Source organism: Bradyrhizobium sp. NC92, assembly GCF_025200865.1.
Lineage (GTDB): Bacteria > Pseudomonadota > Alphaproteobacteria > Rhizobiales > Xanthobacteraceae > Bradyrhizobium.
The window spans coordinates 3,789,761-3,801,774 of record NZ_CP104171.1 but is presented as its reverse complement, the minus strand read 5'-3'; the positions used below and the strand labels follow the sequence as shown (position 1 = coordinate 3,801,774).

The window sequence follows — 12,014 nt, the reverse complement described above, 5'->3', positions numbered from 1 at the left end:
TGCTCCAAAGGGGGCCGTAGACACCGTCCGGGGCCGCACTGTCAAGCCGAGACGGGAACCTGGAGCAGCATTCGACGGGGAATGAGCCCCCTCAAAACCCGCCGGCGGTCTGGTTGGCATCAACGTCCGCCCCGGCCCGCGCGCGGCGCGCACTGTTGACGAGTTGCCCCGGCCGATCCTCACGGTCCGGCCTTGCCGTGGCCAGCCGCAGCACCGAAGCGTAGTTCGGCTGCACCTCCATGCGGCCCGCGTACCGGCTCGCACTCAGCAGCCGATGCACCTTCGGCAGATTGTAGCAGGGCACGTAGAACAAGAGATGATGCTCGAGGTGATAGTTCACGTAATACGGCGCGATGAACAGGCGCTCGAGAAAATTGGCGTGCGTCGTGCGCGTGTTGCGCAAGGGGTCGCTGCTATCGGGGACGACGGCGTGCTCGGCGATGTTGCGGATGCGGGTGATGACCATCATCCAGGTCAATAGCGGCACCAGCCAGAGCAGCGGATAGGCCCACCACACGCCGGCCGCCGCGAGCGCGGCAAACATGATCGCATTGACCACACATTGCGGGCCGAGCATCTCCCAGAAATGCGCTGCACGCTGCCGCCATGACCAGTTCCTTGGCCCAAGCGCGTTGAGCAGCTGCGCCTTGCGCTGCTGATAGCCGGTCTGCCCGGTGATGTCGCGGATGAACTTGCGGCGATAGCTCAGCTTGGTGATCGGAAACGGCGCCGACAGCACCAGATCGGGATCGTCCTCCTGCTGGGTGCGCGCATGGTGCTGAAGGTGGTAGCGCCGGTAGCTGCGTGTCTCCGCAAACAGCGGATAGGCGCAGAACCACTGGCTCAGCGCCAGATTGGTTTTCTCGTCGGCGGACAGGCAGCCATGCGCACCGTCATGCATCAGGATCGCAAGGCCGAGCTGGCGTGAGCCGATGATGGCGACGGCAAAGATATAGGTGAGCGGATTGGGCCACCACGCCACCAGCGCGATGGCAGCAATGATCAGTGCCCAGGCGTGCGCGATCAGCGCAGCGCCTTTCCACGTCGCGCGCTGACGCACCTCCGCCAATTGATCATCGGTCAGGAAATCGCGGGCACGCATGCGAAGCGCGGTCATGGCCTAGCCCTCTCCATTCGAATTGTCGGATGCTTCACGCGCCTCGACGAGACGCAGGCGCCCGGTGTCTTCAGTGGATTTCGCCTGCTCGCCCAGCACGCGCAGCATCTCGGCGCAGAGCGCCTCGGGCGAACGGCCCATCGCATCGCCTTCGAGAATGACGCCGATGGCGACGGCCCAGAAGCGCCGCGAGCTTTCGTCGGGCGCGCGCAGCGAGCGCCAGCCGTGCCGCTCGACCTGTCCCGCATAAGCGCGCGCACCCTCGCTGTGCAGGCGCTCGATGGTCCGCTCGACCAATGGCGCGAGATCCTGGCGCCGCCGCGTCAGCGTCAGCGCTTCGGCAAAGAAGGCGACCGAATCGCTCGCCGTCACGGTCTCGGCCAGCGCGCGGGTGTATTCCCGGGGCGTCTTCGCCTTCAGCGCCGCCTGCTCGGTGGCACGCGCCAGGTACAAGAGATCGCGGCAGGCGCATTCGACGAACAGCGCCTCCTTGGTGCGGAAGTAATAGGTGATCTGGCTCGGGAATGCGTCCGCGGCGGCCGCGATGTCGGTGATCGCCGTGCCGGACAGCCCCCGCTCCCGAAACAGCGGGCTCGCAGCATCCAGAAGCAGCGACCGCATCTTGCGGCCGGCCGAGCGCGTCGCGCGCGCGGCGTGCTTGGGGTCGCCTGCCGCCTCGATCGGCGCATCGGCCGACGTTTCCGCCATGGGATCCTCTCCGCTGGCTTATTTGTATGTCATACAAACAAATAGATCAAGCGAATCTTGGTATTGGAGGATGGGGGTCCTGCCGGTGTGGGAAGGGAGAACACGGCTCGAAAATGCCCCTCCAACCTTGCAAAGCCGGCCAAAATCCGTATAAGGCGCCCATCCGCAGACCCCGGCCGGGAGCTGAACGGACGGTCTCAGCAAATCATTCGTGATTTTGGTGTGGCAGGGCCAGTCGGCCCGTCGTCCCGTGTTTCCGCCTTCTGAGCTTGATCCCAGAGTCCTTTCCGAAGGCCTCTTAAGGGTTTGACGCCGGGCGATGCGCCAACATGAGGAAAGGACGACCATGCCTCTTTACGAGCATGTTTTTCTCGCGCGTCAGGACGCGAGCCCGCAGCAGGTCGAAGAGCTGACTGCGCAGATGACCGGTATCGTCGAGGGTCTCGGCGGCAAGATCACCAAGACCGAGAATTGGGGCGTGCGGTCCCTCACCTACCGCATGAACAAGAACCGCAAGGCGCACTTCGTGCTGCTCAACATCGACGCGCCGTCCGCGGCGATCGCCGAGATCGAGCGCCAGGAGCGCATCAGCGAGGACGTGATCCGCTATCTCAGCGTCCGCGTTGAGGAGCTCGAGGAAGGCCCGTCCGCGATGATGCGCAAGGCCGATCGCGACCGCGAGCGTGACGACCGTGGCGGTGGCTTCCGCGGTGAGCGCGAAGGCGGCTTCCGTGGCGACCGCGAGGGCGGTTTCCGCGGCGATCGCGGCCCGCGCCGCCCGCGTGACGAAGCTGAAACCACGGATGGGGAGTAAGAATCATGGCTGAAGCTGGTGCACGCCGCCCGTTTTTCCGTCGTCGCAAGAGCTGCCCGTTCACGGGCGCCAATGCTCCGAAGATCGACTACAAGGACTCCAAGCTCTTGATGCGTTACGTCTCCGAGCGCGGCAAGATCGTGCCGAGCCGCATCACCGCGGTGTCCGCGAAGAAGCAGCGTGAGCTCGCCCGCGCCATCAAGCGCGCGCGCTTCCTGGGCCTCTTGCCCTACGTCATTCGCTGATACGACCAATTCGACCGGCGGCCGCTCAGCCGCCGGTCGCGACTTCGAACTCATAAGGCTTCCGGGTCGTCCGGTCGCCGATGGTTGGGGCAAACGATGCCTCTAACCGCTCGAAGGGAGCGGGACAGCTGATGATGGCCTTTGGACTGATAGCCCTGATCGCCGGCGCTGCGTCGGCCCTGATGTTCGCCTCGATCATTTCGGGCGCGCTGATCTCGCTCGTCCTGTTCTATCTCGCTCCGCTCCCTCTGATGGTCGCCGCGATCGGCTGGGGCCCGCTTTGCGCGAGCCTCGGCGGCATCGCTGCCGCGATCGGCCTTGGCGCCCTGTTCGGCCTGCCCTACTGCATCGCCTTCGCCGTCACCGTCGCGTTGCCGGCGTGGTGGCTCGGCCATCTGGTCCTGCTCGGGCGTCAGGTGGGAAGCACAGCGCCTGCGACCGGCACGGCGCCCGCCGCGGAGCCGGACATCGAGTGGTACCCGGTCGGCCGCATCCTGCTCTGGATTGCAGGCTTCGCCACGCTGACCACGATGGCCGCTCTGCTCACGCTTGGGACCGACGCGGAGACCATCACCGGCACGTTGCGCCGTGGCCTGATGCGCCTCCTGCGCGCCACCGACCCGCAAACTTCGGGTGAAGCCAGTCAGTTCGTCGACGCCTTGGTGCGCATCGCACCGGCCGCCGCCACCATCGCTGCGACGATGACGCTCACTCTCAACCTCTGGCTCAGCGCCAAGGTGACCGCGACATCGGGCCGGCTGCGCCGTCCCTGGCCGGATCTCAAGGCCACCGAGCTGCCGCAGATGACGCTGGTTGTGCTGTGCATCTCGCTTGCCTTCTGCTTCACCGGTGGGCTGCTGGCCATCGTGGCGCAGATCGCCACCGCTGCGCTGATGATGAGCTATGCGCTGGCGGGTTTCGCCGTGCTGCATACGCTGACGCTCGCGCTGAACGGCCGCACGTTCTGGCTCGGCTCGACCTACGCCGCCGTCGTCGTGTTCGGGTGGCCCGTGATCGCGATGGTGATCCTCGGCCTTGCGGACGCCGTGTTCGGCTTCCGCGAGCGCTTCCTGCGCAGCCGGCAGCCGCCACCACTGCCTACCCCCTGAGTTCAACCCCGAAACTGAAACCCTACAGAGCACTTCAAAAGGAGAACGAATATGGAAGTCATTTTGCTGGAACGCGTCAACAAGCTCGGCCAGATGGGCGAAGTCGTGAAAGTTCGCGACGGCTACGCTCGCAATTTCCTGCTCAAGCGCGGCAAGGCGCTGCGCGCCACCGCCGACAACCGGGCCAAGTATGACGGCATGAAGGCCGAGCTCGAAGCGCGCAATCTCGCCTCGAAGGCCGAGGCGTCCAAGGTCGCCGAGAAGATCGAGGGCAAGAACATCATCGTGATCCGTCAGGCGTCGGAAGCCGGCCAGCTGTTCGGCTCGGTCAACGTGCGCGACATCGTGATCGCGTTCGAAGCCGACGGCGTTTCGCTCGCCCGTCCGCAGATCCAGCTCGACGCGCCGATCAAGACCATCGGCAAGCACTCGATCACCGTTGCCGTTCACCCCGAGGTCGAGGTCGAGATCACCGTGACCGTCGCACGCAGCCAGGACGAGGCCGAGCGCATCAACCGCGGCGAGGACATCTCGACCCGCAACGAGGATCGCGATGCGGCTGCCGAAGCGATCGCCGCCGCCGGCGAGTTCTTCGATCCGGAAGCCCAGCACGACGACGTCGCGCCGGCGCCGGCCGCGGAAGAGAAGTAACTCCGATCACGTCATTCCGGGATGGTCCGAAGGACCAGACCCGGAAGCTCGAGATATGGATCAGCCCGGTCGCGTCACGCGGCCGGGCTTTTCGTTTTTGCAGCGACGTCCTCGCTCAGCAACGCGATCGATGCCAGCGCGGTGGCCGTATGCTTCTCGACGCCGTCGCTGACGCAGAACACGTCAGCCGCGACCACCGCGACCTGGCGGCCGGGCTTGATCACCCTGGCACGGCAGATCAGCTTCTCGCCGACCGCGGGCGACAACAGATTGAGCTTGTATTCCGCCGTCAGCGCCGGCTGGCCGCGCGAGGTGGCGGCCGCAATCGTCGTGGCGTTGTCGACCAGGAAGGCGGTGACGCCGCCGTGGAAGAAGCCGTGCTGCTGCAAGAGCTCCGGCCGTCGCTGTACGGCGATGGTGCAGGTGCCGCGCGACAATTCGGAGAGCTCGGCGCCGACCAGGTTCATGAAACCCTGCCGGCCGACATTGGCGTGAATGCGCTCGGCAATCGGCGCAAATTCCGGATCAGCTTCGGCCCGCATGCGGTCTCCCCTTATTGCTTGTTGATGCGATCGAACGGCCTCAGCGCGCGCTTGGCGCAGGCGATCAGCGTGTCCGCCTCGATGCGCGGATCGGTGCGGTCGCGCCCCGACAGGAAGGCGCGGCAGAAGATCTGCGCCGGACCGATCAGCTGGCTTATGAACATTGCCGGCGTCATCGGCAGAAGCTCGCCGCTTGCGACCAGCGGCGCGCGCCAGCGCTCGATGCCTTCGGCAAGCCGCGCATTCTGCGCCCGCTGGGCGTCGCGCACGTCCTCGCCCCATTCGCTGCGCGAGATCTCGAAGAGGTAGCGCGCCTCGCGCCGGCTGGTGACGACCCAGTCGAGATGCGCCCGAATCAAGCGATCGATGCCGTGCTCGGCATCGGGCACGGGATCGAGCGCGGCCAGCACCGCGGCGTGATAGTGCCGCAGAACGTCCAGAAACAACGCACCGGCGAGCTCCTTCTTCGAGGCGAAGACGTGGAAGAAGCTGCCATTGGAGGCGCGCGCCCGGCTGCGGATCGCGGCCACCGTCGCGGCCTCGAAGCCGACGCGGTCGAACACCATCAGCCCGGCCGCCAACAGATCGTCTCGCACGCCCGCTGCCATCGCGCCTCCTGGAGTATTACTCTAGAGCAATACTCTAGAGCCGGTCAATACGAAGCGGAGGCCGCCATGAAGGCGGCCTCCGCTCGCCTGTCTAAGGACTGTAAGAGACTTACCGCGAGATTGGCGGTGCCGGCGGACCGGAGGACTCGGCCGGCGCCGCGGGCGGGGCCGGCTGCGGCCTGGCCGCCGGCTCGGAGCTGGCTGCGGGGGCGGCCGGCCTGGAAGCAGCCTCTTCGGCCGGCTTTGGCGCCGCCGGCTCGGCAGGCTTCGCGGCGGCAGGTGCAGCCGGCGTCACCTGCGGGACGGGGTCGGGTCGCGAGGCCGGAGCGTCGCCGCGCGGCTCGACCTTCGCAGTATCAGGCTTGGCGCTATCAGGCTTGGCCTCGACCGGCTTCTCCGATGCCTTGCCGCTGTCTGGCTCGGCCTTGGCACTGTCAGGCTTGACGGCCTCCGGCTTCGGCTCGCTCTTCTTGTCGTCAACCGCCGGTGCGGCCGCATCGACCTTCGGGGCTTCCTCGGTCCCGGGCTTGGCGCGGCGCTTGCCCTTGCGTCCCTCGGGCGCAGCCTGTCCCTCGGGCTTCGCGCCGTCATCGGCCGGCCGTGCGGCACGCTTCTGGCGCGTGCCCTCGGCGGCCGGAGTGGCGCCCTCGCCCTCGGGCCTGGCGGCCTCCTGCGCGCGCGGGCGTCGGCCCTGCTGCTCCGGCGAAGCGCCGTCCTTCTTGCCGTCCTTGGCCTGGTAGCGGGTGTCGGTGGCCCCATTGGAGACCAGATAGGCGGAGAGGACGCCCGCCATGTCCGAGCTTGTGGTGTAGTGCTGGCGCAGGAAACCGGACAGCGAGCCGGGCGACACGGACTTCAACAGTCCGCGCGGGCTCTTGTGGCAGGCATTGCAGGTTTGCGCGAACAGCTGGGACGGGGACTTGCCGGCCTCGAGGTTCGTCGCCTGCGCAAGAACGGAATCGGCCGCACCGAAGCCAATCAGAAGCATCACCGTCGCGAGGCTGAGCGCTCGGCTCGACATTCCCATGATCTCCGTTGAATTTTACTGCGAAGCAGCCGGCATCCGGTGCGGCGGCGGTCACCTTTTAACCGATTGAGCCGCGAATGGAAGCAGGTCCACGCGCAAGGATGTGGTTAAGCGGTTTTCGAATATCTACTTTGAATACAGTGCAATAGCGCGGCCGGAACCGGCTCGCTAGATTTAGATGCAAACGCATAGGAACCGCTGCGGCGCCTGGGCGTCAGATATGAAGGCCGGGTTAGTCGCATCTTTCGGGTTCGCTCGAGAGGAGTGCCGATGGACCGTCTGTTGCGTCGATTCCTGTCTCAATTCATCCGCCGCGGCTCGCTGACGGTGACCGGCGCCAGCGGATCGAAGTTCACCGTCGGCGACGGCTCCGGCGAGCCGGTCGCGGTCCGCTTCGTCACCGCGGACGCCGAGCGGAGGGTCCTCATCAATCCCGAGCTGGGGCTTGGCGAGGCCTACATGAACGGCGAGTTCGTAGTCGAGCGTGGCAGCATAGCTGATGCCCTCGCGATCCTGCTCGATCAACCCGACCTATTGCCGCAGTGGGCAAAGCCGTGGTGGCACCTGCGTTACCTGACGCGGCACCTCAAGCAGTTCAATCCCCGCCCCCGCTCCCGTCAAAACGTCGCGCATCACTACGATCTCGACGGCCGGCTCTATTCGCTCTTTCTCGACGCCGACAAGCAATATAGCTGCGCCTATTTCGAGACGCCCGAGATGTCGCTGGACGACGCGCAGCTTGCCAAAAAAAGGCACATCGCCGCGAAGCTTCTCGTCAGGGACGGCCAGCGCGTGCTCGACATCGGCTCCGGCTGGGGCGGCCTCGGGCTCTATTTCGCCGAGATTGCAGGCGCCGACGTCACCGGCGTGACGCTGTCGACCGAACAGCTGCAGGTCGCCAATGCGCGCGCCGCCGAAAAGGGCGTGGCGGGCTCGGCCAGATTCCTGCTCCAGGATTATCGCGACGTCGACGGTACGTTCGATCGCATCGTCTCCGTCGGCATGTTCGAGCATGTCGGGGCAAGGTTCTACGACGCCTACTTCCAGCGCTGCGCCGAACTGCTGAAGGAAGACGGCGTCATGCTGCTGCATTCGATCGGCCGTTCGCAGGGCCCGGATTCGACCAATCCCTGGATCGCCAAATACATCTTCCCCGGCGGCTACATCCCCGCGCTGTCGGAGGTGCTGCCGGCGATCGAGCGTGCGGGCCTCCTTGTCTGCGACATCGAGATTCTGCGCCTGCACTATGCCGAGACGCTGAGGGCTTGGCGCGAGCGCTTCATGGCGCGGCGCGAGGAAGCCGTGCAGCTCTACGACGAGCGCTTCGCCCTGATGTGGGAATTCTACCTGGCGGCCTGCGAGATGACGTTCCGCAAGCAAGCCATGATGAACTTCCAGATCCAGATCACCCGTCGCCAGGGCGTGGTGCCGATGACCCGCGACTACGTCCCGCGGGAGGAAGCCCGGCTGCGCGCGCGGGAGGGCGCGGCCACGCCGAGGCTCAAGCTGGCTGGTGAATAGGTCCGGATCCTAGTGACGAAGCGTCGAAATCCTGGATGTCCGGAAAGACGCCGTTAACGCCAATTGCGCCCGCAATTCCAGCAGGATTTCGGGGGCGACCGGCTGGCGACGCACCTCGGGCCGCTCCGCATGCTTCATGGCAGCGATCAACCCGGACAGCCAAAGCCGGCTGCCTGCCTCGCTTCGCCAGTTCTGGTGCTGCCGTTCTGGCTGCATCGCTCGCCTCGTATCCCTGTCGGCGGGGAATGAGATAATCCTCTGCCCGCCTGCCTGTTCCGGCATGCCCCCGAAAGAATCCGGGGAGATGTGATCTGTTTCACATAAGTCTGGTCGGGCCTGGCTTAGACCGTCGCCATGAGCAAAGAGACCCAAACCTCATTCGACGTGCAGGACGACCTCCGCACCGATTACGCCCTGATCGTCACCGGCGTCGGGGCGGCCCTGGTTGCGCTGGTCTACCTCCTGCTGGTCTAAAGCCGAGCCGAATGCGGCTGCGCTGCGTCATTTCGCGCGCCTCCCCATAGGTCTGCGCGCCAGCCGACAGGGTTCATGGGTTTCAGGATTTTTCCAACGCGCGACCGCGGCCCCTTTCGGACGAGCGAGCTCCGCCAAAATCCAGTCAAGCGCGGCGCATGCTGCGGCTGCTAATCATCCACCATTTTAACTGAGCGGTTGATAGCGGTCAGCTTTCGCTTCCGCTTTGCACCGAGGCGGCGCTTTATCCCGGCCCCGCATCCGCCCAAGAAAATTGCTAAGCACGTCCGACCATGGCACTGACTGATTCGAACGTTCTCAAACTCGCGCCCGATGCCGGAACTCCCGCCTATCGGAGCGCGCCGCACAATATCGAGGCGGAACAGAGCCTTCTGGGCGCGATCCTGGTCAACAACGACGCCTTCTACCGCGTCTCCGACTTCCTGGAGGCGAAGCACTTCTTCGAGCCGCTGCACCAGACCATCTTCGAGACCGCCGGCAGCCTGATCCGGATGGGCAAGATCGCCACCCCGGTCACGCTGAAGACGTTCCTGCCGGCCGATACCGACGTCGGCGGCATGACCATCGGCCAATATCTGGCGCGGCTTGCGGCCGAAGCGACCACCATCATCAACGCCCAGGATTATGGCCGCACCATCTACGATCTGTCCTTGCGCCGCGACCTGATCGGCATCGGCGAGGACATGGTCAACGTCGCCTATGACGCGCCGGTCGACTTCCAGCCGCGGGCACAGATCGAGGACGCCGAGCGAAAGCTGTACGAACTAGCCGAATCCGGCCGCTATGACGGCGGCTTCCAGAAGTTCTCGCAGGCGCTGGCGGTCGCGGTCGATCTCGCGGCCAAGGCGTTCCAGCGCGACGGAAAACTGTCCGGCATCTCGACGGGCATGCGCGACCTCGACACCAAGATGGGCGGCCTGCAGCACTCCGACCTAATCATCGTCGCGGGCCGTCCCGGCATGGGCAAGACCTCGCTCGCGACCAACATCGCCTACAATGTCGCACGAGCCTACGTTCCGGAACTCCAGGCCGACGGCACCACGAAGGCCGCCAATGGCGGCGTGATCGGCTTTTTCTCCTGCGAAATGTCGGCCGACCAGCTCGCCACGCGTATCGTGGCCGAGCGCACCGGTGTTCCCTCCTCCCACATCCGCCGCGGCGGCATCTCGGAAGCCGATTTCGAGAAGATCCGGGAGGTCTCGATCGAGCTGCAATCGCTGCCATTCTATGTCGACGCCACCGGCGGCCTGTCGATCGCGCAGCTGATGGCGCGCGCGCGCCGGCTGAAGCGCCAGAAGGGTCTCGATCTCCTGGTGATCGACTACATCCAGCTGCTCTCGGGTTCGAGCAAACGCGCCAGCGACAGCCGCGTGCAGGAAATCACGGAGATCACGACCAGCCTTAAGGCGCTCGCCAAGGAGCTCAACGTTCCCGTGATCGCGCTGTCCCAGCTATCGCGCCAAGTCGAGTCCCGCGACGACAAACGGCCGCAGCTCTCAGACTTGCGTGAATCCGGATCAATCGAGCAGGACGCCGACGTTGTGCTGTTCGTTTACCGCGAGGAATATTACCTCGCCATGAAGGAACCCCGCCCAGGCACGCCTGAACACGAGAAGTGGCAGCTCGACATGAGTCTTGCGCACGGAAAGGCCGAGGTCATCATCGGCAAGCAGCGCCATGGCCCGACCGGCACCGTCGATTTGGCGTTCGAAGCCTCGGTCACGCGGTTCGGCGACCTGGCACCCGACAGTCAGCTGCCGGCTCGCAGCGACAACGACTACTGAGTTCCTTGAACCGGACCTACCTCTTGCGTAAAACGGCGCCATGACAATGGCGTCCGCCCCGAAATCGATCCCGCAATCCGGCCCACTCTCCGCGGAGGCCAACCAGGCCGCCGCGCTCGCGGCCTATGGCGGCGTGCTGACCGTCGATCTCGACGCGATCATCGCCAATTGGCGCAAGCTCGAGAAGACGGCGGTGCCGGCCGAATGTTCGGCGGTGATCAAGGCCGACGCCTATGGCTGCGGCGCAGAGCAGGTGTCGCGAGCCCTCAGCAAAGCCGGCTGCAAGACCTTCTTCGTCGCCACCATCGAGGAAGCGCGCAAGGTGCGCGCCGCCGTTCCCGAGCCCACGATCTACGTGCTCGGCGGCTACTTCCAGAACACCGGCGAGCACTACGCCAAGATCAATTGCCGTCCGGTGATCGGCGATCTCAACGAGCTCGCCGAATGGGACGTGTTCTGCCGCCGCACCGGCTGGAACGGGGGCGCTGCTATTCACATCGACACCGGCATGAACCGGCTCGGGCTGACGCTGTCGGAAGCGCAGGCCATCATCCCCCGCATCAATGCCGGCGATCACGGCATTACGCTGGTGATGAGCCATCTGGTCTCGGCCGAGCAGCTCAACAGCCCGATCAATGCCAGACAGCTCGCGGCCTTCCGCAGCATCGCCAGTGAGTTCACAGGCGTGCCGGCGGCGCTCGCCAACTCCTCCGGCATCTTCCTCGGCGCGCCGTTCCAGTTCGACCTGGTGCGGCCGGGAGCTGCGCTCTACGGCGTCAATCCGACGCCGGAGGCCGACAATCCCATGCAGCAGGTGGTCGACCTCAAGGCGCGCATCGTGCAGATCCGCACCATCGATCGCGGCGAGACCGTCGGCTATGGCGGCACCTGGACCGCGCGGCGTCCGACGAAACTCGCGATCATCGCGGTCGGTTACGCCGACGGCTATTTCCGTGCTGCGAGCTCCAATGACGGCACCCGCGGCGCCGATGTCATCGTGGCCGGCAAGCGCTGCCCTATCGCGGGCCGCATCTCCATGGACCTGATCGCGATCGACATCACCGATCTGGCGCCGAACGCGGTGCGGCGCGGCCACATGGTGACGCTGTTCGGCGAAGGCATCACCGTCGACGAGCTCGCGCACCATTTCGGCACGATCGGCTATGAGGTGCTGACCAGCCTCGGCCACCGCTATGCCCGCGTCTACAAGGGCGGCAATGTCGAGGAGCCGCTGACGAAGCCGGAGCCCGCGTCGAACGCCGGGCAGCCGCCCGCCCCGCCAATCGAGCAGCCGCCGGCGTTGCCGCCGCTGCCAAGTTAAGCGACGCTCTCGTGCCCCGGACGCAGTGCAGCGCTCCTTCAGCGCTCCGCTGCAGAGCCGGGGCCCATCTCT

Annotated in this window: 13 protein-coding genes; 7 read left to right on the top strand and 6 right to left on the bottom strand. The window is 65.6% G+C overall.

Annotated features, from left to right (window positions below; all coding sequences use genetic code 11):
- Window positions 1–91 precede the first annotated feature (91 nt).
- Both N2602_RS17625 and N2602_RS17620 read right to left on the bottom strand, forming a co-directional pair.
- On the bottom strand, window positions 92–1,117 hold the full coding sequence (locus N2602_RS17625) for a fatty acid desaturase family protein (protein ID WP_260383410.1): 1,026 nt from the start codon (window positions 1,115–1,117) through the stop codon (window positions 92–94).
- A 3-nt stretch (window positions 1,118–1,120) separates the two neighbouring features.
- Window positions 1,121–1,825, bottom strand: coding sequence for a TetR/AcrR family transcriptional regulator C-terminal domain-containing protein (locus N2602_RS17620; protein ID WP_260383409.1), 705 nt, complete (start codon window positions 1,823–1,825; stop codon window positions 1,121–1,123).
- A gap of 346 nt (window positions 1,826–2,171) precedes the next feature.
- Between N2602_RS17620 and rpsF the strand changes: the two genes are divergently transcribed.
- From rpsF to rplI, 4 genes are all read left to right on the top strand, one after another.
- Complete coding sequence (rpsF, locus tag N2602_RS17615; protein ID WP_025035823.1) at window positions 2,172–2,639, top strand: 30S ribosomal protein S6; 468 nt, start codon at window positions 2,172–2,174, stop codon at window positions 2,637–2,639.
- A gap of 5 nt (window positions 2,640–2,644) precedes the next feature.
- A complete protein-coding gene (rpsR, locus tag N2602_RS17610) occupies window positions 2,645–2,884 on the top strand; it encodes a 30S ribosomal protein S18 (RefSeq protein WP_007592020.1) in 240 nt (79 codons plus the stop codon).
- A gap of 131 nt (window positions 2,885–3,015) precedes the next feature.
- Window positions 3,016–3,993: a DUF2232 domain-containing protein gene (locus tag N2602_RS17605; protein WP_172786445.1), complete on the top strand. Its 978-nt coding sequence runs from the start codon at window positions 3,016–3,018 to the stop codon at window positions 3,991–3,993.
- A 51-nt stretch (window positions 3,994–4,044) separates the two neighbouring features.
- Complete coding sequence (gene rplI, locus N2602_RS17600; protein WP_172786444.1) at window positions 4,045–4,644, top strand: 50S ribosomal protein L9; 600 nt, start codon at window positions 4,045–4,047, stop codon at window positions 4,642–4,644.
- A 74-nt stretch (window positions 4,645–4,718) separates the two neighbouring features.
- Here rplI and N2602_RS17595 read toward each other — a convergent pair whose 3' ends face one another.
- From N2602_RS17595 to N2602_RS17585, 3 genes are all read right to left on the bottom strand, one after another.
- Complete coding sequence (locus N2602_RS17595; protein WP_260383408.1) at window positions 4,719–5,186, bottom strand: PaaI family thioesterase; 468 nt, start codon at window positions 5,184–5,186, stop codon at window positions 4,719–4,721.
- An 11-nt stretch (window positions 5,187–5,197) separates the two neighbouring features.
- Window positions 5,198–5,794, bottom strand: a complete 597-nt coding sequence (locus tag N2602_RS17590) for a TetR/AcrR family transcriptional regulator (protein ID WP_260383407.1) — start codon at window positions 5,792–5,794, stop codon at window positions 5,198–5,200.
- 109 nt (window positions 5,795–5,903) lie between these two features.
- Entirely contained in the window at window positions 5,904–6,815 is a 912-nt protein-coding gene (locus tag N2602_RS17585) for a hypothetical protein (protein WP_260383406.1), read from the bottom strand.
- A gap of 276 nt (window positions 6,816–7,091) precedes the next feature.
- On the opposite strand from N2602_RS17585, the gene N2602_RS17580 reads away from it, so the two are divergent.
- Complete coding sequence (locus N2602_RS17580; RefSeq protein ID WP_172786440.1) at window positions 7,092–8,342, top strand: cyclopropane-fatty-acyl-phospholipid synthase family protein; 1,251 nt, start codon at window positions 7,092–7,094, stop codon at window positions 8,340–8,342.
- 9 nt (window positions 8,343–8,351) lie between these two features.
- Here N2602_RS17580 and N2602_RS17575 read toward each other — a convergent pair whose 3' ends face one another.
- Window positions 8,352–8,558, bottom strand: a complete 207-nt coding sequence (locus N2602_RS17575; RefSeq protein ID WP_260383405.1) for a transcriptional regulator — start codon at window positions 8,556–8,558, stop codon at window positions 8,352–8,354.
- Between the two features lie 551 nt (window positions 8,559–9,109).
- On the opposite strand from N2602_RS17575, the gene N2602_RS17570 reads away from it, so the two are divergent.
- Both N2602_RS17570 and alr read left to right on the top strand, forming a co-directional pair.
- Entirely contained in the window at window positions 9,110–10,621 is a 1,512-nt protein-coding gene (locus tag N2602_RS17570; protein WP_061876691.1) for a replicative DNA helicase, read from the top strand.
- Window positions 10,622–10,667: 46 nt separating this feature from the next.
- Window positions 10,668–11,942, top strand: a complete 1,275-nt coding sequence (alr, locus tag N2602_RS17565; protein WP_260383674.1) for an alanine racemase — start codon at window positions 10,668–10,670, stop codon at window positions 11,940–11,942.
- Window positions 11,943–12,014 lie beyond the last annotated feature (72 nt).